Source organism: Rhodococcus sp. MH15 (genome assembly GCF_019266045.1).
GTDB lineage: Bacteria > Actinomycetota > Actinomycetes > Mycobacteriales > Mycobacteriaceae > Rhodococcus_F > Rhodococcus_F qingshengii.
The window spans coordinates 208,568-231,676 of sequence record NZ_LPNP01000068.1 but is presented as its reverse complement, the minus strand read 5'-3'; the positions used below and the strand labels follow the sequence as shown (position 1 = coordinate 231,676).

At 63.8% G+C, this 23,109-nt stretch carries 19 protein-coding genes; 10 read left to right on the top strand and 9 right to left on the bottom strand.

Annotation, left to right across the window (positions count from 1 at the left end; genetic code table 11):
• The first annotated feature begins 78 nt into the window (after positions 1-78).
• Positions 79-1,026 carry an aldo/keto reductase gene (locus tag ATN37_RS18240; protein ID WP_007732210.1) on the top strand — a complete coding sequence of 316 codons (948 nt, stop codon included), beginning with the start codon at positions 79-81 and terminating at the stop codon, positions 1,024-1,026.
• 2 nt (positions 1,027-1,028) lie between these two features.
• Here ATN37_RS18240 and ATN37_RS18235 read toward each other — a convergent pair whose 3' ends face one another.
• Positions 1,029-1,799 (bottom strand): hypothetical protein, encoded by a 771-nt coding sequence (locus ATN37_RS18235; RefSeq protein WP_003945109.1) that lies wholly within the window; start codon positions 1,797-1,799, stop codon positions 1,029-1,031.
• Positions 1,800-1,935: 136 nt separating this feature from the next.
• Positions 1,936-3,147: a hypothetical protein gene (locus tag ATN37_RS18230; RefSeq protein ID WP_165639645.1), complete on the bottom strand. Its 1,212-nt coding sequence runs from the start codon at positions 3,145-3,147 to the stop codon at positions 1,936-1,938.
• Between the two features lie 104 nt (positions 3,148-3,251).
• On the opposite strand from ATN37_RS18230, the gene ATN37_RS18225 reads away from it, so the two are divergent.
• Positions 3,252-4,598 carry a DUF5691 domain-containing protein gene (locus tag ATN37_RS18225; protein WP_165639644.1) on the top strand — a complete coding sequence of 449 codons (1,347 nt, stop codon included), beginning with the start codon at positions 3,252-3,254 and terminating at the stop codon, positions 4,596-4,598.
• Positions 4,599-4,656: 58 nt separating this feature from the next.
• Here the strand turns inward: ATN37_RS18225 and ATN37_RS18220 are convergent, their stop codons facing one another.
• From ATN37_RS18220 to ATN37_RS18200, 5 genes are all read right to left on the bottom strand, one after another.
• Positions 4,657-5,787 carry an acyl-CoA dehydrogenase family protein gene (locus ATN37_RS18220; RefSeq protein WP_030536908.1) on the bottom strand — a complete coding sequence of 377 codons (1,131 nt, stop codon included), beginning with the start codon at positions 5,785-5,787 and terminating at the stop codon, positions 4,657-4,659.
• 8 nt (positions 5,788-5,795) lie between these two features.
• Complete coding sequence (locus tag ATN37_RS18215; RefSeq protein WP_007736177.1) at positions 5,796-6,971, bottom strand: acyl-CoA dehydrogenase family protein; 1,176 nt, start codon at positions 6,969-6,971, stop codon at positions 5,796-5,798.
• Positions 6,972-7,078: 107 nt separating this feature from the next.
• Complete coding sequence (locus tag ATN37_RS18210) at positions 7,079-7,525, bottom strand: hypothetical protein (RefSeq protein WP_007736175.1); 447 nt, start codon at positions 7,523-7,525, stop codon at positions 7,079-7,081.
• 68 nt (positions 7,526-7,593) lie between these two features.
• Positions 7,594-10,128, bottom strand: coding sequence for an ABC transporter permease (locus ATN37_RS18205; protein WP_058228428.1), 2,535 nt, complete (start codon positions 10,126-10,128; stop codon positions 7,594-7,596).
• 4 nt (positions 10,129-10,132) lie between these two features.
• Complete coding sequence (locus tag ATN37_RS18200; RefSeq protein WP_003945134.1) at positions 10,133-10,906, bottom strand: ABC transporter ATP-binding protein; 774 nt, start codon at positions 10,904-10,906, stop codon at positions 10,133-10,135.
• A gap of 262 nt (positions 10,907-11,168) precedes the next feature.
• On the opposite strand from ATN37_RS18200, the gene ATN37_RS18195 reads away from it, so the two are divergent.
• From ATN37_RS18195 to ATN37_RS18180, 4 genes are all read left to right on the top strand, one after another.
• Complete coding sequence (locus ATN37_RS18195; protein WP_003945105.1) at positions 11,169-12,731, top strand: long-chain-fatty-acid--CoA ligase; 1,563 nt, start codon at positions 11,169-11,171, stop codon at positions 12,729-12,731.
• Between the two features lie 22 nt (positions 12,732-12,753).
• On the top strand, positions 12,754-13,164 hold the full coding sequence (locus ATN37_RS18190; protein ID WP_007736170.1) for a YchJ family protein: 411 nt from the start codon (positions 12,754-12,756) through the stop codon (positions 13,162-13,164).
• 56 nt (positions 13,165-13,220) lie between these two features.
• Positions 13,221-13,811, top strand: a complete 591-nt coding sequence (locus ATN37_RS18185) for a hypothetical protein (protein ID WP_019749302.1) — start codon at positions 13,221-13,223, stop codon at positions 13,809-13,811.
• A 92-nt stretch (positions 13,812-13,903) separates the two neighbouring features.
• Positions 13,904-15,802, top strand: a complete 1,899-nt coding sequence (locus ATN37_RS18180) for an ABC transporter ATP-binding protein (protein WP_064075777.1) — start codon at positions 13,904-13,906, stop codon at positions 15,800-15,802.
• A gap of 102 nt (positions 15,803-15,904) precedes the next feature.
• Here the strand turns inward: ATN37_RS18180 and ATN37_RS18175 are convergent, their stop codons facing one another.
• A complete protein-coding gene (locus tag ATN37_RS18175; protein ID WP_064075776.1) occupies positions 15,905-17,662 on the bottom strand; it encodes a DEAD/DEAH box helicase in 1,758 nt (585 codons plus the stop codon).
• A gap of 102 nt (positions 17,663-17,764) precedes the next feature.
• Between ATN37_RS18175 and ATN37_RS18170 the strand changes: the two genes are divergently transcribed.
• From ATN37_RS18170 to ATN37_RS18155, 4 genes are all read left to right on the top strand, one after another.
• Positions 17,765-18,592 (top strand): carbon-nitrogen hydrolase family protein, encoded by an 828-nt coding sequence (locus ATN37_RS18170; protein ID WP_050656184.1) that lies wholly within the window; start codon positions 17,765-17,767, stop codon positions 18,590-18,592.
• A gap of 55 nt (positions 18,593-18,647) precedes the next feature.
• Positions 18,648-19,274, top strand: coding sequence for a phosphoribosyltransferase (locus ATN37_RS18165; protein WP_064075775.1), 627 nt, complete (start codon positions 18,648-18,650; stop codon positions 19,272-19,274).
• 126 nt (positions 19,275-19,400) lie between these two features.
• Entirely contained in the window at positions 19,401-20,099 is a 699-nt protein-coding gene (locus ATN37_RS18160; RefSeq protein ID WP_003945151.1) for a hypothetical protein, read from the top strand.
• A 139-nt stretch (positions 20,100-20,238) separates the two neighbouring features.
• Positions 20,239-22,026 carry a long-chain fatty acid--CoA ligase gene (locus ATN37_RS18155; protein WP_042450345.1) on the top strand — a complete coding sequence of 596 codons (1,788 nt, stop codon included), beginning with the start codon at positions 20,239-20,241 and terminating at the stop codon, positions 22,024-22,026.
• A gap of 56 nt (positions 22,027-22,082) precedes the next feature.
• On the opposite strand, the gene ATN37_RS18150 is transcribed toward ATN37_RS18155, so the two are convergent.
• A complete protein-coding gene (locus ATN37_RS18150; protein ID WP_225320096.1) occupies positions 22,083-23,069 on the bottom strand; it encodes an NAD-dependent epimerase/dehydratase family protein in 987 nt (328 codons plus the stop codon).
• Between the last annotated feature and the right edge of the window lie 40 nt (positions 23,070-23,109).

Genomic DNA, 23,109 nt, shown 5'->3' with positions numbered 1-23,109 from the left:
GGGCGCGCCATCGCCAGCGCCGTGAGAGGGTACGGTGCGGGATGCAGCGACCACCTTCATCGACGGGAGTTCCACACAGTGGCGATCATCGGAAATTCGGACCTCGACATCTTCCGACTTAGCTTGGGCGGCAACCCTTTCGGATGGACAGCAGACGAGAAGACGTCCTTCGAGATCCTCGACTCGTTCGCCGAAGCCGGTGCAAACTTCATCGACACCTCCGACTCGTACACGGCGTCGGCTCCCGGCAATTCCGGCGGGGAATCCGAAACGATCATCGGGAAATGGATCACCGATCGGGGACTGCAGAACGACATCGTCGTCGCCACCAAGGTGGGTAGCCATCCCGATTTCAAGGGCCTGAAGGCCGACAACATCGCGGCCGCAGCTGAGGCGTCGCTGCAGCGCCTGCAGACGGACTGCATCGATCTGTACTACGCGCATTTCGACGACCCACAGACTCCGCTCGAGGAAACACTCGAAGCCTTCAATGCGTTGGTCGTCGCGGGCAAGGTTCGCTATCTCGGAATCTCCAACTACAGCCCCGACCGCGTCCGGGAGTGGCTGCGGATCACCGAGGAGAACGGTTACGCCGCGCCCATCGCGCTGCAACCGCACTACAACCTGGTTCACCGCAAGTCGTACGAACCCGAACTTGCCCAGATCGCCACCGACAACAACATCAGCGTCTTCCCGTACTTCGCTCTCGCTTCCGGCTTCCTGACCGGAAAATACAAGACCCGCGCGGACATCGAAGGCAGCTCCCGCGAACGACTGACCGCCGGATACTTCAGCGACGCCGGACTCGACGTCGTCGCGGAACTGGCGACAATCGCGCAGGCACACGACAGCGAGATCTCGACCGTCGCGCTGGCCTGGTTGCTGACTCGACCGGGCATCACCGCACCGATCGCGAGCGTCAGCCGGCCCGAGCAGCTCCCGGCGCTACTGGATGCCCCGAATCTGGTGCTCTCGTCGAATGAACTGGACACTCTCGAACGGGTGTCGGCGGCAGTCGGAGCCTGAGATCAAGCAGTTTTGAGATGAGCGCCGAGGGCCGTGTTGTTGATCGTCCAGAACGACCAACCGTCATGGCTCTCGGTGTCGCCTGAGATGTGACCGGTGACGGCATTTGCGGCCGCGGTCGGATCAGGGAATCGGCGGCCTTCCATCGGTCCGCGCATGATCTCGACGACCTCGGTGGTTTCGTCGAAGCGCCCGACCCAGCGATATCCGTGGCAATCGGCTGTCATCTCGAGGCGATTGTCGACGACTTCGATCTCCTCGACACCGCTGGCGCGACGCTTCTTCGCGGCGACCGGCGACGTCTTACGCTTGGTCGCAACCGGGGTCTCGACGTAAATGCTCGGATCCTTGACCGCGGCCAAGCCCAGCGCATCCCAACGATCGTGACCGTGCACGACGCGCCCACGCGGAATCGCGTGATGGCCGGTGCGATTACGTCCGGGGCTGTCCATGATCCACAGGTCGACCTCGGCGCGGATGTCGTCGGCGACCTCGTTGGAGGGCAACATGTAGAACTCGTGCGGATCTGCTGCCAGATCGACGAACACCCAGAACTCGGAGCGGGTGTCGTCACTCTCGAGCGACTCGTCCTGACGCCTGGCCTGCCAGTCACCGTCGAGCTTGGAACGCACGCGGACGATTCGGCTGACACCGTCAGCGCCCGTCACCTCGACGGGATTACGACGTGAGTGCGTGAGACGGACAGCCTTGCCCCCACGCTGCGTAGCTTCGGAAATGAACGCATTGATGCCGCGGCTTGCGGTGTCTTCCATGATCGACCTGTCTCGAGCGGGTACGCCCGCATCACCGGATCGGCATCGGGGTCGAGCATTGAGCGAAATCCCGGCCTTTACTTCGATCGTGTGGCCGGTCAGTACCCCCGACCTTACAGCTCCGGCGACGGCCTGACTACGGCGCCCGACGCTCGTTCCCAGAGGTCAGCAGTGCAATGTCCCCGTAAAGCGCCGCCCGGTGAGCGAACATCAGCTCTTCCACACCGTCGAATTGATCCCCGACGTAGTGCGTGTTTGCAGCCGAAAGTTCACGTGAGCCGGAGCGCGCAAGTAGGTCGTCGATCCGGCTGTCGAGGCTCGCTGCATGCGCAACCGCGCGCTGCGAACTCAACTGATCCTCGGCCCGTGCGACCAGGTCACCGATCCGCGCGAGGGCCGCCACGCGCTCGACCAGCTGGTCCCAGACCGCGCCGAGCGCTTCCCTGCGCGAAGCGATTCCGGCTCGGGTTCCCTCGTCGCGTGCCAGTGCAGCCGCGTCGTCCAACTCCGCAAGAATCGAACGCAGCGCGACGGTGTCGACCGCGATCTGGGTGATCTCGTCGGCCAGGTCGAGTTGGTTGCGTTGAATGACGAAGTGGTCGGAATGCCACGCGCTGGAGCTTTCGATCCGGTCGAACAGATTCCCGGCGAGGTAAAGCAAGGCGTCGTACTCACCGGCGCGTCCCTCGGGTTCTGAATCGACCAGTCCGTCGAGGACTTCCGCGATGCGCCTTCCGGCATCGGCGATGACACCGGTTCCCTGGACCTTCCCGAACTGGGCGGCGAGTTTGTCGAGTGCTGCGTTTCCACTGCTGGCCACGACACCGAGCCCCACCGGCAGCTTGGCTGGAACCGGTGTACGGGTGAGCCCGGCAAAGAGAGCCTCGCGTTGCTCGACGTCGAGATGCAGGCCGTCGCGCCGGTCCTTGCGGATGGCACGGACACTGCTCGCGAAGTGACGATTGGAATGCACGATCGCCGATCGCATCGACTGAACGCGCTTCTCGAGCGCCTGCACCCGTCGTTCGAGGACAACCTGAACAGGGCCGATGCGAGTTGCGAGCAGTCGACGCCTGGTGCGGGCCAGCTCGTCGGTGAGATACCGCAACTCCGAGAAGCCGCCGATCTCCGGGAACGAACGTCCGACACTGCGCCGGTTCGCCAGGATCGATCGCGTCGACTCGTCCCCATACCCCCCGGCAATCAGCAGCGCGACATCATCGGACAACTCCGGCCGGTTCGACTCGACGGTTCCCGCCGCACACCACTCCCTCACTCGGGTGGAGATGAGCGTTCGCCGTTCGGTCACCGACGCCACGACAAAGACGTCGTCAGTTCCGTCTGTCATCTCACGCCTCCTTGTGGTCGCCGGCTACCACTGTTCCAGAATCTGCCGACACGCGCCCGACCCCTGCGACCCAGCTCGACGCACCCCTGCCATACCGTAGGCGGGTGACCTCCCTGCGATCAGACGCGCACGCAGGTCACTCGCGCGCATCGAAGACTGATCCAGCAGTTCAACCGCTGCTTCCCGACCTCGCGATCGAACAACTTCACTCCTTGTTGCAGGTTCGTTCCTGGACTCTCGCGGAATGGTTCGCGATGGCCGACCAACGCGGATTCCTCGCGCCCGCGGCCAGTGTCCCGCTCTTCATGGAAGCCGCGCTGAAGTATCCCGAGCACCGCGAGGCGCTACTTCGCCTCGCCGGTCGACGCGGGCAGTACCTGGCGGAGCAGAACCCGGATTGGGCCCAGCTACGACGAATCGGATCACGCCGGGACGAGCTGTGGCTTTCGCCCGATCCGGACGACCGTACGGCCTGGTTCGATTACATACGTACGGTCGACCCGGAACTGGCGAGCGAAGAGCTCGAGATCGCTTGGGACGACGAGGCCACGGCAAGCCGGCTGCACTTCCTCGACCATCTCGACGTCGGGCTGGGTGAACACGACTACGCGCTCCTCGAGCGTGCACTCGACGATCCAGCCGTGCGGGTCCGTGAGCGTGCAATTCAACTACTACGGCAACTCCCCCGATCTCCGTTTGCCTCTCGAATGGTCACTCGGGCTCGGTCCTGGGTGCGGCTCGAGACGAAGCCCTTGCGGCCGCGCCTTGCCGTCCGATTGCCCGGCTCGCTCGACGACCTCGCATTTCGTGACGGCATCGAAGACGTCCACTACAAGAACAAGGGCATCCGGCGCTGGTGGTTACGGCAAGTCGTGACCGCCACTCCGCTGACTCTGTGGGAATCTATGGCCGGTTCGCCACGCGAGGCCCTCACCATCCCCATCGAGAAGCAATGGCGCGCGGTGATGATCGAATCATGGATTGCCGCAACCGTTCTCCAGAAGAACACCGCGTGGGCGTCGGCATTTCTGGAGCGGGACGGGCGCACGACGGACCGGAGAATCGTCGCCATCGCGGACCCACGCGAGCGCGTCGAGTACATCGTTGCCGGACACGCGGACGAGTACCTTCTGGGCGTCGACGGCAGCGCACTGCTCGACGGCATCGACCGCCCATGGCCCCTGGCCGTCGCCGAAAAGTTGTTGAATGCCTTGGAGAACGAAGCTCTGGATCATGCTGCGACGGGTGAGGACTTGGGCATCCACTCGCGTCACAGTCACTTTTCCACCCTGCGAAGCGTGCAGGCGCGCTTCCCTTTCGACGCCGTACCGCTTCTGCAGGACGCGGCGGCCCGAACGAGTGACCCCGGGTGGCAACAAGCATTCACCGACAGCGCCGTCAACATCGAGCAGCGCCGACTCCGCTTGGACGTCCTGCGCAATCACCGCTGAACGACGAAGGGGCCGCATCCTTGGAACGGAATGCGGCCCCTTCGTCGTTCGTGAAAGATCAGACCACGCTGACCATCTCGTGATCAGCCACACCGGCGGCCAACACCCGAAGGTGATCTTCGGTGCTGCCGAGGGTGTGCTCGATGGCGACGAGTCGGCTCACGTAGTGCCCCACCGGGTACTCGGCGGTCATACCGATACCACCATGCATCTGGATCGCCTCCTGGCCGATGAGCCGAGCCGAACGCCCGATCTGCAACTTCACCCGCGAAGCGATCACTGGATCGACGACGCCGTCGGCAAGGGACATCGTTGCGTACAGACTCATGCTGCGTGCCAACTCGAGCGAGACGTACAGGTCGGCGGCGCGGTGTGTCAGCGTCTGGAACTTTGCGAGGGGAACCCCGAATTGCTTACGCGTCTTGAGGTATTCGGTGGTCAGGCGTAGCGCCTCTTCCATCGCTCCGACAGCCTCGGCGCACAGCGCGGCCTGCTCACGGATCTGCGCGGCCTGGATCAGAGCAGTAGCGTCACCGCCCTCACCGAGTGCTTCGGCCGGCGTATCGGTGAACTCGATCTGCGCCCCGCGCAACCCGTCGTGAGTGGCGTAGGACTTGCGTACCAAACCGGAGGCATCGCTCTTGACGAGGAACAGTCCGACGCCACCGCCGGGGAGCGCAGCGCTCACGACCAAGATGTCCGCCGTCGCGCCGTGGCCGACGGGATTCTTGATACCGGTGATGGTCCAGCCGCCGTCGACCTGGGCCGCCGCGGTGGCCCGTTCGGTTGCCGGCCAACGGATTCCGGGTTCCTGGTCGGCGAACGCGAGGAACGTGGTGCCCTCGGCCACTCCGGGAAGAATCGACGAACGCTGCTCTGCACTGCCACCTTCGGAGATGAGGCCGCCCGGCGTCACGACCGCGTCGAGTAGCGGCTCGGGTGCCAAGCGTCGACCGATCTCGGTCATGACCGCGCCGATTTCCACTGGGCCGGCGTCCATGCCGCCGTCGTCCTCGGAGAATGTCAGGCCGAGCAAGCCGACCTCGGCCAACTGCTTCCAGACCTGCGGGCTCCACCCGGGATCGGAGTCGATGATCGCGTTGCGCTTCTCGGCGTCGTAGCTACGCGCGAGGAGATCCTTGGTGGTGTCGCGGAGAAGTTTTTGTTCGTCGTTGAGTTCGAAGTCCATGCCACGCCTCACAATCCGAGGATCGAGGAGGCGATGATGCTGCGCTGCACTTCGCTCGATCCGCTGTAGATGGATACCTTGCGGTAGTTCAGGTACGTCGGGGCAGTGTGCTGCGCCCAGCTCGCGGAGGCGATGTCGCTGCCCGCGTCGTACGGCAGTGAATCAGGGCCGGCCACGTCCATCAGCAGTTCGACGCTCGCCTGCTGCAATTCGGAGCCACGAAGCTTGAGCAGCGACGACGCCGGGTTCGGCTGGCCGTCAGCGGAACTGGCGACCACCCGGAGCTGAGTGAGCTCGAGGGCAAGCAATTCGTTTTCGAGTTCGGCGAGGCGCGCAGCGAAGAGCGGATCTTCGAGCAGTGTTCCGTTGCCGACCTTGACCTCGGCAGCGCGGGCCTTGGCCTGGGCCAGACGAACCTTCGAGAACCCGACGCGGGTGACACCGGTGCGCTCGTTGCCGAGCAGGAACTTGGCGTAGCCCCAGCCCTGGTTCTCTTCACCGACCAGGTTCTCTCCCGGAACGCGGACGTCCTCGAAGAACACTTCGTTGACCTCGTAGCCGCCGTCGATCAGCTTGATCGGGCGGACCGTGACGCCAGGCGTCTTCAGATCGACAAGGATGAACGAGATGCCGGCCTGACGCTTGGGCGCATCGGGATTGGTGCGCACGAGGCAGAAAATCCAGTCGGCGTACTGTCCCAGCGTCGTCCACGTCTTCTGGCCGTTGATGACCCAGTCGTCTCCGTCGCGGACCGCGCGAGTCTTGAGCGAAGCGAGATCGGAACCGGCCTCGGGTTCGGAGAATCCCTGGCACCACCAGATGTCGAGGTTCGCAGTCGCCGGAAGGAACTTCTCCTTCTGCTCCTGCGAGCCGAAGGCCGCGATGACCGGACCGACCATGTTGGCGTTGAACGCCAACGGTTCGGGAACCGACGCAAGCTGCAGTTCGTCGAGCCAGATGTTGTGCTGGACCGGGGTCCAGTCCTTGCCGCCCCACTCGACCGGCCAGTGCGGTACCGCCAGACCGTGAGCGTTGAGGATCTGCTGCGCCTCGACCATACGGTCGCGCCCCAACTCCTCGCCGTGGGCGTACGCCTCCCTGATGTCCGCGGGGATTTGCGTACGGAAGAACGTCCGCATCTCGTCGCGGAACGCTAGTTCCTCGTCGGTCAATGCCAGGTTCATCGGGATTCCTTCGCACTCGAAACCGGATTCATGTTCGGTTCGACCGTACCCCGACAGCTATGGAGGCGGAACAGGTACCGCAAAAGACGGCACTCGGGGCCGACCTCCTACACGGTTTTCAGGACCAACAGGTAACCCCCGCCCGCGGCGTCGATGCTTGTTTCGACATTCAACGCGGGAGCCAGACGCGACAACCGATCGATCAGCCAATCCGACGCTTCCTGGGCGTCGTCCTTGCCGGGGCAGCGAGCGACGGCGACGCGGCCACCCTTGCGCTCGAGCTGCTCCACGACCCCGATGATCGGGGCGGGATCCACGACGAACAGCCGATCCGGCCATTCCACAACAGGTTTGACCGCACCCTTCTTGGTGTTGCATGCGCGGTGCGCCAAGCGTTCGACGCCACCTTTGGTCTTGCCACCCTTTTTTGCGGTGTTGATGCTGTCGATACTCGGGCCGCGCGGATCATTGACGGACATGTCGGGATCGACCGGTTCATCACACAGCCAGCAGCGCCAGGATTCACGTTCGCCGACTTCTTGAAGGGTGCTCATGTGGCAACGGTACCGTGCGCACTTTCGGCTGTTACCGCTACCAAAAGTGCGCACGGGGGCCGAAGGCCCTACATGTCTGCAATCGCCTCCAGCGGCTTTGTCTTGGCCGCTCGGTTGGCCGGCCACAGCGCCGCCAAGACACCCACCACACCCGAGCCGATCAGCATTCCGACCACCTGACCCCACGGGATCGTGATCTTGTCGAGGCCCTGATCCGCGAGAGTGCTCACGAAGGCCCAACCGAACGCGATGCCGAGAACAACTCCGACCGCCGCGCCGTACACCGCGATGAGCACCGACTCGAGGTAGATCGTGCGTCGCATCTGTCCGCGCTGCATGCCGACAGCACGCAGCATTCCGATTTCTCGTCGCCGCTCGACCACCGACAGTGCCAGGGTGTTGATGATGCCCAGGATTGCGATCACGACCGCGAGTGCAAGCAGTCCGTAGAGGATCGCCAACAACGTGTTGATCTGCTGGCCCTGAGTTCCCTTGAACTCCTCACGATCCTGCACCTGGACGACGACGTACTTCTCCGTGGCCGTTTCGAGCTCGGATCGCAGCGTTGTCAGATCCGCGCCAGGCTTCGCCTTCACCAGAACCACGAAGTCCGGCAGACTCTCGGCCGGCATCAGCTTCCGATACGCCTCGTCCGAGACGATCCACGAGCCGATCAGCTGGTTGTCCTCGAACACTCCCGCGACGACCGTCTGGTACTCGACGCCGCCGGGACCGGTCAACGTCTGGGTCGAGCCCACAGTCCAGCCCTTGTCGTCCGCAGTCGACTTCGAGACGAGCATGTTGTTGCCGGTCAGATCGACCGTGCCCTCGAGGATCTTGTATTCGAGCACGCCTTCGATCGGGCCGTCGAACGAAGCGCCCTGCTCGTCATCACCGTCGACCTTCGCACGCACTCCGTGCAACGACGTTGCGCTCTGCACGTCGGGCACTTGTCGGACCGCGTCGGCCGCACCTCGCGGCACGCCGATCGCGTTGGGACCGGTCAGGATGTAGTCGGCCGAAACACCCACGTCGACAAGAGCATTGATGCTCGCCTTGGCCGAGGAACCGAACACTCCGATGACCGTCACCAGCATCAGACCGAGAGTCAACGCGAATGCCGTTGCGGCCGTGCGACGGGGATTGCGCACCGCATTGGTACGGGCCAATCGCCCGATGGCACCGAACGGCTTGGCGAACACGGCACCGAGCGCGCCGACGATCGGCCGCGACAGCGCGGGAGCCCCGAGAAGCACCGCGATGATCAACGAGAACGCACCGAGCCCGACGATCAGCGCCGCGCCACCACCGGTACCGCGAGAGCCGAACACGAGCAGTGCCACACCGATCACGCCGAGAATCGCACCGATCAACGTCCGCACTCGCAGTGAGTCGCCGGTGGAGGCGAACTCCTCACGCATGGCCGCCACCGGCGGGATCTTCGACGCACGACGAGCCGGGGCGTAAGCGCTGAGCGTCGTGACGACGACGCCGACCACCAACGCGACGATGATCGTGCGGGCACCCACCTGGAGCGGGCCTTCCGGCAGACCGACGTCGAATGTGTTGAGCAGACTGCGCAATCCGTAGGCGAGACCGATACCGCCGAGCAGACCGATGATGCTGCCGATGAGTCCGACCACGAGCGCCTCGGTGACCACCGAACGGCCGACCTGCGCTCGGCTCGCACCGATCGCGCGCAGCAGCGCCAGTTCACGAAGACGCTGCGCCACGATCATCGAGAAGGTGTTGTAGATGATGAACGTTCCGACGAGTAGAGCAATCGCGCCGAACGCCAACAGGAAGTAGTTGATGAAGCTCAGCGCCGAGTCGACCTCGGCCTTGGTCTCCTCACGAACCTGGTCGCCGGTCTGCACCTTGAGATCGGGGAAAACCTGCTCGACGCGTTGCTGCAGTTCCGTCTGCGACACCCCGTCGCCCGCGACGTCGATGTACTCGACGTGTTGGCCGTCGGTGAAGAGTCCACGGGCCTGCTCGTCGGTGAAGAGCGCGCCGATGAACCCGCCGGTGTCACTGCCCGCCCCCTCGTATATGCCGGACAACGTCACGTCCACGATTCCGCGGGCCGGTGCCAGAACCTTGGCGGAGTCCCCCACCTTCAGTCCGGCTCGCTCGGCGGCGCTGGTGTTCAGCGCGACCTGACCGGTCTGCGTCGGAGGCGCGCCCTCGACGAAGGTGTCGGGTTCGGCAATCGCCTGGCCCGGCGGTAGGTAGGACTGACCGATACTCGGCGCGCCGCCGGTCTGAACAGCGCCGCCGTCTGCGTTGATCAGGACGATCTGTCCACTGACGGCCGGGGCTACCGCTCGGACACCGTCGACTGCGGCAAGTTTGTCGACATCCTCGACCGGAACGCCACTGGTGTTGCGCTCTTCCATCGATACCCGGACGTCGACGCCCTGGGCGGTGTTCTCGAAGATCGAATCGAAAGTCTTCTGGAGGGTGTCGGTGAAAACGAACGACCCCGCGACAAAAGCCGTGCCGAGCACCACGGAGAGAACCGTCAGCGCAAGTCGCACCTTGTGTGCCGCCAGGTTGCGCAGGGAAACCTTGCGCATCGGCGAGTTACTTACCGAAGCCATGTGCTCAAGCCCCGGCTTCCACGTTCACGACCGCCTGCGGAGCGTCGAGCCGCTTCATACGATCAAGGACCGAATCCGCCGTCGGCTCACGCAATTCGTCGACGATCTTGCCGTCCGCGAGGAACACGACACGATCGGCGTACGCCGCTGCCCGCGGATCGTGCGTCACGATCACCACGGTCTGGTTGAACTCGTCCACGGCCGCCCGCAGGATCGAGAGCACCTCCCCGGAGGACTTCGAATCGAGGTTTCCGGTCGGCTCGTCGCCGAAGATGATCTCCGGCTGACCCGCCAGCGCACGCGCACACGCCACACGCTGCTGCTGACCACCCGAGAGCTCTCCCGGCCGGTGATCGAGGCGATCCCCGAGACCCAGCTTGGTCAGGACGCTGTTCAGCCAGGTCGGGTCCGCTTTGCGTCCCGCGATGTCGAGCGGCAACGTGATGTTCTCGAGCGCCGTCAGGGTCGGCACCAGGTTGAACGCCTGGAAAACGAAACCGATGCGATCGCGTCGCAATTGGGTCATCTGTTTGTCGGAAAGCGTCGTGAGTTCCGTGTCACCGATGAGAACAGAACCCGAACTGGCGGAATCCAGACCGGCGAGGCAATGCATCAGCGTCGACTTACCGGAACCGGACGGCCCCATGATCGCCGTGAACTCACCGCGGGCGAAATCTGCGGACACCGAGCTGAGGGCGTGCACCTGGGTATCTCCGGTGCCGTAGGTCTTGGACAGGCCGACTGCGCGGGCCGCGACATCCTGGGCGTGCGAACTCATGATCGCCTTTCCTGTTCACTTCGGTGCTACTTTGCGGGCGTGACGGGCGCCCGTGAAAACACGGACGCCCGCAATGGTTGGTTCCATCCTGTCGGGTGGCGGGCGCGCCCGCCATCGGGGACCACCCTGATATCTGCGGTCGAGCCGGTCAGGGTCGGGGGAATGCGACCCCTCCTGCTTGTGCGCATTGACTGGAAACAGCGATACGAAGACCGGGCGCACATTAACCTTGTGACACCAATCACACGAGAGAGGCGGCCGAATGTCCGACGCCACCGCTGGAATCATTTTCGATCGGCTAGAGCACTGGGCGACGGTCAAGCCTGATCAAGCAGCGATGACCTTCCAAGGGACCGAATTCACGTGGGCTCAGTGGCGGGACCGCATCTTGCGTATCGCCGCCGCCCTCGCCGAATCAGGCATCGGTGCCGGCGACACTGTCGCGTTCGTCGACAAGAATCATCTGTCCTGTCTCGAAGTCACCTACGCCGCCTCACTACTCGGCGCCGCGAATGTCGTTCCCAACTGGCGACTTTCGAGCGAAGAGCTGGATTACGTCCTCGCGGACTGTGGCGCTCGCATTCTGTTCGTCGGCAGCGAACTACTCCCCCAGGTCGTCGCGATGCGAGACCGCTTGACGGCCGTCGAATCGATCTTCGCCGTCGGCGGTGAACACGACGAATTCGAGCCGTGGATCGACGAGGTCACACCGCTGCACTCCCGCCCCGAGGTGAGCCCCGATGCCACCGCTCTGGTTCTCTACAGTTCCGGGACGACCGGTCGCCCCAAGGGTGTCCAGCTCACGCATCGAAACCTGTTCGCGCACAGCAACAATGTCCTCGAAATCCTGCCGGCCCACGAGGATCACCGATTCTTGATCGCGATGCCGATGTTCCACGTCGGCGGAACGTGCTACGCCATCATGGCAATTCACACCGGTGGCCGCTGTTACTTCACGAGAGAAGCCGACGGACCGTCGATCTTCGCCGGTCTCGCCGCCGGAGCCAACATCGCCTTTCTCGTCCCACCGGTCATTGCCGGAGTCCTGGCCGCAGGCGAGCAGGCGGTCGCCGCCTTCAAAGCATTCAAACGCATCACCTACGGCGCCGCCCCCATGCCGCTCCCACTGTTGCGCGCGGCACTCGCAGCGTGGCCGGACACCGAATTCGTGCAGGTCTACGGCATGACCGAAATGGCAGGCGTTATTACCGCGTTGATGCCGGACGTTCACCGCGACGAGTCGCAGGTCGAGCGCATGGCATCAGCAGGTACGGCGATCCCCGGCGTCGAGATGCGCGTGGTGGACCCCGTCACGCTCGAGGACGTGCCCACCGGAACGACCGGTGAGCTGTGGTGGCGATCCGAACAGTGCACACCCGGATACCTGGGCAAGCCTGAGGCGACGGCCGAAACGATTACCGCAGACGGGTGGCTACGTAGCGGCGACATGGGCCGCGCCGACTCCGACGGCTTCGTCTTCATCGAGGACCGCCTCAAGGACATGATCATCACCGGCGGCGAGAACGTCTACTCCCCCGAGATCGAACGAGTACTGGTGGAGCATCCGGCAATCGCCGAGGTCGCGGTCATCGGCGTTCCCGACGACCGTTGGGGTGAAACCGTCAAGGCTGTCGTGGTTCTCACTGCCGAAGCGCAGATCGACGAAGCCGAACTGATCACCTATACACAGGAACGCCTCGCAAAGTTCAAGTGCCCGACCAGTATCGACGTCGTCGAGATTCTTCCCCGCAATCCCACCGGAAAGATCCTCAAACGCGACCTCCGCAAACCGTACTGGGAGAACCGCGAACACAAACTGGTCTGAGTTCGCGTGCTGTAATGGGGCGGTGACTTCGCGCCGCCCCACCACACCCAATCCGACCGATCCGTGCCCGTGCGGCAGCGGCAACGCGTTGGCCGAATGCTGCGGCAAGTACATCAGCGGAGTAGCGCACGCACCGACCGCCGAAACCCTGATGCGTTCGCGTTACACGGCTTTCGCTGTGATGGACGACGAATATCTCACGCAGACTTGGCATCCCGACCATCGCCCAGCCCAACTCGATCTCGACCCCGACCAGAAATGGCTCCGGTTGGAGATCCTGGACACCGAACGGGGCGGGCTGTTCGATTCCGACGGCGTCGTGGAATTTCGCGCTCACTACACATTCGGACGCGAGCGGGGAATGCTCCACGAACGCAGTCGATTTGCGCGAACAGAGGGTAAGTGGCTCTATGTCGACGGCGATATCGGTTAGGTAACTCCGGGCACCGCCGTCGCGGATCCCGATAACGCGAGCCCTACGATCGAGTCATGACAACGAACCGGACGAGATCATTTGCCGCTGTCGCTGCCATCGCAGTGGGCGTGAGCCTGACTGCCTGTTCGCAGGACGCGGAGACCACTCCCACGGCAGCCACCTCGGCCGTCACCTCGACCTCGAGTGCAGCAGCGTCGACCACAGAACCAGTCCCGACGGACAGCTCCGACAAGACGTCGGCTGCGGGCACCGAATCCAAGCTCACCGTCGTCGACATCCGAGTGGGCGAGCACGACGGATTTGATCGTGTCGTCTACGAAATGGGCGGAACCGGCACACCCGGTTGGCGCGTCAAGTACGTCGACGCGGCGACGCAGGAAGGCAGCGGTAAGCCCGTGGACATCAAGGGTGCCGCAGTGATCCAGGTCCTGATCGACGGTTCCGCATATCCCTTCGACAGCGGAGTCGAGCAGTACTCCGGCCCCAACCCGGTCCCCGGCGTCGGCGGAGTCGTGACCGAGGTCAACGGGTCCAACGTCTTCGAGGGAGTCACGCAGTCGTTCATCGGCGTGACCGAGAAGCAGCCGTTCACGGTCACGACGCTCAGCGACCCTCCTCGCGTGGTGGTCGACGTGGCCCGCTGAGGCCGCACTTGACCTGAAGTTTGGTTGAGGTTCTACCTTCGTGTCGTACCGGCCACGTAATCTTCGTGGCCGGCGACCGGAGGGGCGAAGTCATGAGTATGGAAGTCACCGCGTGGAACGCGATGTACAACGCGATGCACGCGCAAGAAGATCGGCGCCCGTTCTCGAAGGCGACACTGAAGCGGATCGCGACGTTCGCAGTTCCACAGAAACGCAACCTCAGCTGGTACCTCGTACTGAGTGTCGTCACTGCTGCGCTTGCCGTGGCAACACCTGTCCTGGCCGGGCGCGTGGTCAACGCGATAGTCGGCGGCGACGCCGTCGACGTGGTCGTCAAACTTGCCGCCCTGATCGCACTGGTTGCACTTCTCGAAGCCGCTCTGGGACTGTTGACCCGGTGGCTCTCGGCCAGCATCGGCGAAGACCTGATCCTGCATCTGCGCACCACCGTCTTCGATCACGTCCAGAAGATGCCCATCGCGTTCTTCACCAGAACTCGAACCGGAGCACTGGTCAGCCGTCTCAACAACGACGTCATCGGCGCTCAGCGCGCCTTCAGCGACACCTTGTCCGGAGTGGTCAGCAATCTGGTCACCCTGGTGATCACGCTGATCGTCATGCTCGGGATCTCCTGGCAGATCACCGTCCTCGCGCTGCTACTTCTCCCGATCTTCGTCATCCCCGCACGGCGCATGGGCGCAAAACTTGCAGCACTCAATCGTGAAGCAGCCAACCATAATTCGCTCATGAGCACCCAGATGACGGAGCGGTTCTCCGCTCCCGGCGCGACTCTGGTCAAGCTGTTCGGCCGCCCGCCGCAAGAATCTGCGGAGTTCGCGGTTCGCGCCAGGCGTGTGCGCAACATCGGAGTCCGGACCGCAATGCTGCAGTCCGTCTTCGTCACAGCACTGACGCTGGTCTCGGCCCTTGCTCTTGCCCTCGTCTACGGACTCGGCGGCTTCTACGCGCTGCGCGGACAGTTGGACGCCGGCGCCGTCGTGGCGATGGCACTGTTGTTGACGCGGCTGTACTCACCGTTGACCGCACTGGCCAGCGCCCGGGTGGACGTCATGAGCGCCCTGGTCAGCTTCGAGCGGGTATTCGAGATTCTCGATCTGGCGCCGCTCATCACCGAGAAGCCCGATGCACGCACGGTGCCGCAGGGCCCGGTGTCCGTCGAGTTCAAGAACGTCACTTTTGCTTACCCATCCGCGGACAAGGTGTCTCTCGCGTCCCTGGAGGAAGTCGCGATCCTCGACACCCGCGGCGGCGAGGACGTGTTGCACGACCTGTCGTTCCGCACCGAAGCAGGACAGATGGTCGCCTTGGTCGGCACGTCCGGTGCCGGAAAGTCGACCGTGGCGCAGATGATTCCGCGCCTCTACGACATCGACTCCGGTTCGGTCGAGTTGGGCGGCGTCGACGTCCGCGACCTCAGTGCCGATTCCATCCGGGAGACCGTCGGCATGGTCACGCAGGACGGGCACCTGTTCCACGAGAGCCTTCGATCCAACCTGCTCCTCGCGCGACCGGATGCCACCGAAGAAGATCTGCGTGAGGTTCTGGAGCGCGCACGGCTCACCGACCTGGTTGCGTCGCTACCCGACGGATTGGAGACGGTGGTGGGTGAACGCGGATACCGCCTCTCGGGCGGCGAGCGTCAACGCCTGACCATCGCACGCCTGCTCCTGGCCCAGCCTCGCGTCGTCATCTTGGACGAGGCCACCGCGCATCTCGACTCGACGTCGGAAGCTGCGGTTCAGGAAGCACTCGGCGAAGCACTCGCCGGGCGGACTGCGGTGGTGATCGCTCACCGGTTGTCGACGATCCGTTCCGCGGACCTGATCCTTGTCGTCGAAGCAGGCCAGATCGTCGAGCGCGGCAACCATGAGGAACTGCTCGCGCGCGGTGGCCGCTACGCCGAGCTGTACCGCACGCAGTTCGACACCAACGCCCGGAAGAACGGCGCCCTCGCACCGACGCCGATCTGATACCGCGCAGCGCCTTGCCCCCCACACAGAAAACAGGCGCTGTCCTCCCTCGCGGAGGGCAGCGCCTGTTTCAGTCTTCATGACAGTCGTTGAAGCTGTAGGTCAGTCGTTGTAGCGATCGCGTCCGCCACCGCGGCGGTCGTCACGTCCACCACGGTCGCCACGGCCACTCGGACGTCCCTGCGGCGGGCCGAAATCAGGCTGCAACTGGATCAGGACGCCGGAGATGCGTGTGCGACGCAAAGCTTCGAGAGTCTCGTTGGAGAGGTCTGCCGGCAGCTCGACGATGCTGTGATCCGGACGAATACTGATGTGCCCGAAGTCGCTTCGACGAAGCCCACCCTCGTTGGCGATGGCACCGACGATGGCACCCGGAACGACGCGGTGACGCTTGCCGACTGCAATGCGGTACGCGGCCAGCTCCTGGCCCTCGGGCCCACGCGAGCGCGGGGCCGGGCCATCGTCGAAACGACGGGGAGGACGTGGTTCACGAGGCTCGCGCTCACGACGCGGCGGTGCCGGCGGCTCGGGAGAAAGCAAGAATGCTTCGCCGTCGCGCGACTGCAACGCCAGAGCGGCAGCGATGTCGATGAGCGGAACGTCGTGTTCCTGGTCGTAGTCCTCGATCATCTTGCGGAACATCGCGAGATTCTCCGAGGCCAGGCTCTCGGTGATGGAGTCACCGAACTTGGCCACGCGCTGGGCGTTGACGTCGTCGACACTGGGAAGCTGCATCTCCGCAAGCGGCTGACGGGTCGCCTTCTCGATGGACTTGAGCAGATGACGCTCACGCGGGGCGACGAACAGCAACGCGTCACCCTGACGACCGGCGCGGCCGGTACGACCGATGCGGTGGACGTACGACTCCGTGTCATGCGGGATGTCGTAGTTGACGACGTGGGAGATTCGATCCACGTCGAGGCCTCGAGCGGCAACGTCGGTCGCGACGAGGATGTCGAGGGCGCCGTTCTTGAGCTGACCGATGGTCCGCTCACGCTGTGCCTGGACGATGTCGCCGTTGATCGCGGCAGCCGAGTGCCCGCGGGCCCGCAGCTTCTCCGCCAGGTCTTCGGTGGCCTGCTTGGTACGCACGAAGATGATCATCGCCTCGAATGCCTCGACCTCGAGGACTCGGGTCAGTGCATCGAGCTTGCGCTGATGAGCAACCTGAATGTAGCGCTGCGTGATGTTCGAGGCGGTCGACGTCTTGGACTTGACGGTGATCTCGACCGGATTGTTCAGGTACTGCTTCGAGATCCGGCGAATCGAGCCGGGCATCGTTGCCGAGAACAGAGCGACCTGCTTGTCGCCGGGGGTGTCGCGGAGGATGCGCTCGACGTCCTCCTGGAAGCCCATCTTGAGCATCTCGTCGGCCTCGTCCAGAACGAGGTACTTGAGATTGGTCAGATCCAGGGTGCCCTTTTCGAGATGGTCGATGACACGACCAGGCGTACCGACGACGACGTGCGCACCGCGGCGCAGTCCGGACAGCTGGACGCCGTAGCTCTGGCCACCGTAGATCGGCAGGACGTTGAGTCCGGGGATGTGCGCGGAGTACTTGCCGAAGGCCTCGGCAACCTGAAGCGCCAGCTCACGCGTGGGAGCAAGCACCAGCGCCTGGGTCTGCTTGATCGACGTGTCGATCCGCGACAGAACGGGAACTGCGAAGGCTGCGGTCTTGCCGGTACCGGTCTGTGCGAGACCGACGACGTCCTTGCCTTCGAGCAGTGGCGGAATGGTGGCAGCCTGAATGGGCGAGGGCGACTCGTAGCCCACGTCTGACAGTGCCTTCAGTACCCGATCATCGATGTCGAGGTCGGCAAATGTTGGGGGTTCGGGGTCACGCTCAATATCACTCATTTGACCAGCAGTTTAGCGGATAGAGTATAGACACGACGACATACCGGGGGTGCATTTACGACAGATCCACCCTCCCAGCGGGTTTCGCCTAGCGTAGGAAGCATGACCGAAGCCACCGCAGCCACCCCCTCCCAGACCGTTGTCGCGATTGCCCAATTCGCCCCGGGGACGGACAAGAAAGCCAACCTCGAATCACTGCGATCACTGGCTTCCGATGCAGCAGCACGCGGCGCGAAAGTTGTCGTGGCGCCGGAATACTCGATGTTCACCGCACCGAAGACGGATGAGCGTTTGATCGAGTCCGCGGAGGACCTGGACGGCGAATTCGGTTCGGCGCTGGCGTCGGTCGCCGCGGAGTTCGGAATCTTCCTCGTGGCAGGAATGAACGAGCGGATCGACGACGTGAGCAGAATCTCCAACACCCTCGTCGCGATGGACCCGAACGGCGAACTGGTGGCGACCTACCGGAAACTGCATCTTTACGACGCTTTCGGTTACCAGGAGTCAGCCGTGATCCGCGCGGGCGAGATCACCGAACCGCAGACTTTCGGGTGCGACGGCCTGACCTTCGGCCTCCAGACCTGCTACGACCTGCGCTTCCCGGAAGTCACCCGGCGCATCGTCGACGTCGGCGCAGACATCCTGCTCCTGCCCGCCCAGTGGGTGCCGGGGCCGCTCAAGGAAGACCACTGGACCACTCTCGTGCGCGCCCGAGCCATCGAGAACACGATGTACATCGCAGCGGCAGATCAGAGCGCGCGCGGCGGCGCGGGTGCCAGCATGATCGTCGACCCGATGGGCGTCGTGATGTGTTCACTTGGCGAGCAGGTCGGGGTCGCCACCGCACTCGTTTCGGCTGCTCGCATCGCCGAGGTACGCGAGAAGAATCCCGCTCTCGCGCTGCGGAGGTTCACAGTCTCGTCGCGGTGACCTGCAGCGAGTAGCGTCGAACTGGTCGGGGTTCGAGCTTCTCGAGGACAACGCAGTGACCCAGTATCGGGATCGATCTTCCGCCGGCAAATTTCTGGCCGGGCGGCTCGAGACCTTGCGTATCGACAAGCCCGTCGTTCTCGGACTCCCGCGCGGCGGAGTTCCGGTCGCAGCCGAGGTGGCTGCGGCACTGAACGCTCCGCTCGACATCGTGGTGGTGCGCAAGCTCGGCAGTCCGTACAACCCGGAACTGGCGATGGGCGCCATCGGTGAGGGCGGCGTGCGGGTCCTCAACCACGACGTCATCGCAGCGGTTCGCGTCTCGAAAAGAGAACTCGTCGCCGTCGAACGCGACGAGCGAACCGAATTGGAACGGCGGGCGCATCTCCTGCGCGAGGGGCGGACCCCGGTTTCCCTCCACGGACGCACTGCGGTGATCGTCGACGACGGAATGGCTACGGGCGCGAGTGCCGCCGTTGCCTGCCGATGCGCGCGCACCGCGGGTGCCGCCTCCGTGATCGTCGCGGTCCCAGTAGCCTCCCCCGAAGCCATGAGAGTGATCGCGTGCTCCGCCGATCGGGTCGTCTGCCCCTTCGTTCCTGCCCTGTTAGGCGGCGTCGGTGCTGCATTCGAGGACTTTCATCAACTCAGCGACGACGAAGTGCTGTCCTTCCTCGCCTGAGTGCACACCTCTCCAGCCTGAGCACAGTCCAAGAGATCTCTGAGATTTTGTGATGTGTGCAACATTTCGCTCCTCGGTGCCGATAGCCCAAATGGAACAAAAAGAATTCGGCTTTCTGGAGGAACCGTGACCATCTCGACCGATACCGTCGACGCCGTCGCAGCTGCGTGCCGTGACCGCCTGGGCGACCCTTCCGCCTGGGTTGCGTCAGACGCTTATCGACAGAGCCTCGCCCTGTGCATCATCGAATCCGTTCAGTCCACGTCGGGTCACAGCGAAGTGACCGTCGTCGATCGCTACCTGGCGTACCGGAAAGCCCGCGAGGACAAACCCGTCACGGATGGCGCACGTGAACTACTCCGCACCTTCGAGGAAGCCGGCAGTTCGGACCAGTGGGCAGGCAAGATCGGCTCGTACAAGCGTCGCTACACGGCGACGGGTGTCCCGATCGAGGCACGGCACATCCAACAGGTCGCCGAGAAACTCCATCACTTGCGGATCAACAGCGTCGAGGACCTGCTGTCGGCCGCCGATTCCGACAACGCTCTCGAAGCCGTTCACCATGCCTGGGTGGACGCGTGCGGAGACGGTTCCGAAGTGACCTGGGCCCACCTGTTGATGTTGGCCGGAATTCCGCACACCGATCTGGGGACCGCTGCCGACACCTTCATCAGCGCGACACTCGGCACCACCGAGTTGCCGGGAGACACCTCGGAGATCCTTGCAGCTACTGCAGAGCAACTCGGAGTGGATCCGGACCGATTGGACTACGCAATTCGGCGGTGGCTGTCCGTGCACGGTCGCACGCTCCAACACGTCGCCTGAGTACCTGTAAACAGACGGTCACACTAAACTGCAGGTCAGCGCCCGACCAGTTCTACCGAATAGTAACGACAGTGCAAAATGACGACTAATGTGATGCAATGCACATCAGAAATGTCAGTAGTCACTGGAGGGGTCAATAGTGCGCGAGTTCTCAGTTCCACAGTCGTTCTCAATTCCGGAGAACGTATCCATGGCCGACTCCGTGTTCCGTCACGCCGAAGAAGACCCCACATTCGTGCCGTTCAAGAGGCCGTCGAACGGTGGATGGGTCGACGTCACTGCAGCTGAATTCGCGAAGCAGGTCTCCGCAGTTGCCAAGGGCCTGATCGCGTCAGGTGTCGAGCTCGGCGACCGCGTCGCTATCCTGTCCGCGACTCGCTACGAGTGGGTCGTTCTCGACTACGCCATCTGGACTGCCGGCGGATGCACCGTCGCGATCTACGAGACCTCCTCCCCTGATCAGGCGCAGTGGATCCTCGAGGATTCAGCGACGACACTTCTGGTCGTCGAAACGGCCAAGCACGCGGAGACTCACAAGGAAGTCACCGACGGCGCAGAAGCCCTCCGCGAGGTTCTTGTCATCGAGTCGGGTGCGATCGACGAGCTGTCCAGTCGCGGTTCGGCAATCACCGACGAAGAACTGCACACTCGTCGTCACCAGGTCACCGCCGCCTCGCCCGCGACCCTGATCTACACCTCCGGAACCACCGGACGCCCCAAGGGTGTCCAGCTGACGCACTCCAACTTCTACGCCGAGTCCAACGCCTGCCGCCTGGCGATGCCGGAGTCCATGGTCCCCGGCAAGAAGACTCTGATGTTCCTGCCGCTTGCCCACGTATTCGCGCGGGCGATCTCCTTCGGCGCTTTCGACGCCAAGGTCACCGTCGCCCACACGTCGGACCTGACGACGCTGCTCGAGCAGTTCGCCGGCTTCAAGCCCAACTTCATCCTCTCGGTGCCCCGCGTGTTCGAGAAGGTGTACAACTCGGCTCGCCAGAAGGCAGTCGACGGCGGTAAGGGCAGCATCTTCGACAAGGCTGCTGCCACCGCCATCGAATACAGCGAATCCCTCGAAAAGGGTGGCCCCGGACTGGCACTCAAGCTCAAGCACGCGGTATTCGACAAGCTCGTCTACTCGAAGTTGCGCGCAGCTCTGGGTGGCGAGTGCGAGCGTGCAGTCTCCGGTGGCGCAGCCCTCGGCGCGCGCCTCGGCCACTACTTCCGCGGCGTCGGCATCCCGATCTACGAGGGCTACGGACTCACGGAGACCAGCGCCGCAATCACCGTCAACACCTCGAGCGCGCAGCGCGTCGGCACCGTCGGCAAGCCGATCAACGGCCATGCAGCACGGATCGCCGAGGACGGCGAACTCCTCCTGCAGGGCCCGGTCGTGTTCGCCGGCTACTGGCACAACGAGAAGGCCACTGCCGAATCCATCGTCGACGGCTGGTTCCACACCGGCGACCTCGGCTCGATCGACAACGAGGGCTACGTCTCCATCACCGGACGCAAGAAGGAAATCATCGTCACCGCGGGCGGCAAGAACGTCGCACCGGCAGGCCTCGAAGATTCCCTGCGCGCGCACGCTCTGATCAGCCAGTGCCTCGTCGTCGGCGACGGTCAGCCGTTCATCGGTGCACTGATCACCCTCGATCCGGAGACTCTGCCCGGTTGGGTCGAACGCAACGGCCTGCCCGCCGGCACCCCGATTGCCGATCTGGTGAAGAACGCCGACCTGATCGCCGAGATCGACTCGGCCGTTGCCGACGCGAACAAGAAGGTCTCCAACCCCGAGCAGATCAAGAAGTACACGATCCTCGAGGTCGACTTCACCCAGGAGACCGGTGAATTGACGCCGACGCTCAAGCTCAAGCGCAACATCATTCACGAAGCTCACAAGACCAAGATCAGCGACCTGTACGCCTGATCGATCGTCTTTCACGAGTCTGGCCCGGTTCGAATGCGAACCGGGCCAGACTCGTTTCACTGTCCGGCGGAGAGTAGTTCCTTTTCGATCTCGGATGGAAGGCCGTGCACCGCACGATCCTCCCGCTGAGTCGGCAGAGTTTCCCGCTGCATCCACTCCCAGGTATCGCGCACGGTGTCTTCGACGGGCCGGCACCGCAGCCCTGCTTGCCCCGCCTTGGCGGTGTCGGCTTCGAGGAAGCCCGCGAACTCACCCTCCTGCGGCACCCAACACGGAAGTTGTGTCCACGGCTGCGCTCCAGCGGCCGCCAGCCTGTCCTCGTCGATCCACACGAGTTCAGCGTCCGAACCGGTGGCAACCACGCACGCCTGGAGGAGTCCGGAGGTAGTGGTGTGGCCGGACGGGCTGATGACGTCGTATGCCCCGCTGATCCCGGCGGCCAGTCCGGACAGGACAAAGGTTGCGATGTCGCGGGCATCGACGTACTGCAACGGTCTGGTCGGCACTCCGGGAGCAACGACACGTCCGCCCGCCGCGATACGCTGCAGCCACCACGGCAACCGCCCGATGTCCTCGCGCGGGCCGAGGATCAACCCTGCCCTCGCGAGTAACGCGTCCGGGAAGGATTCCAGGACAGCGAGTTCGGCCCCGCGTTTGGCGGACGCGTAATCGCTGTAGTCATCGGAGGTCGCAGATGCGGCCACCACTGGTGAGGTCTCGTCTACGTGCAAGCCCCATTGGTAGACGGATCCACTGGAGATGTATGCGTACCGGTCGACGTGACCGAGTAAGACGCGCGCATTTTCCCCGATCACTCGGGGGCTACCCGACCAGGTGTCGACGACAAGATCCCATCGACGATCACCGAGCGCATCAACCATCGCACGCTGATCGGTGCGATCCGCGAACAGGACCTCCGCTGTAGGTGGTGGCGCTCCGGTGAGCCCACGATGGAGCACTGTCACCTCCCAGCCCCGAGCCAAAGCGGCATCGACGAGAGCGTGGCCGAGGAACCGTGTTCCTCCGAGCATCAACAGCTTCATGAGGGCCATCGTCACTTGAAAAGCGTCGTGCGGCAACACG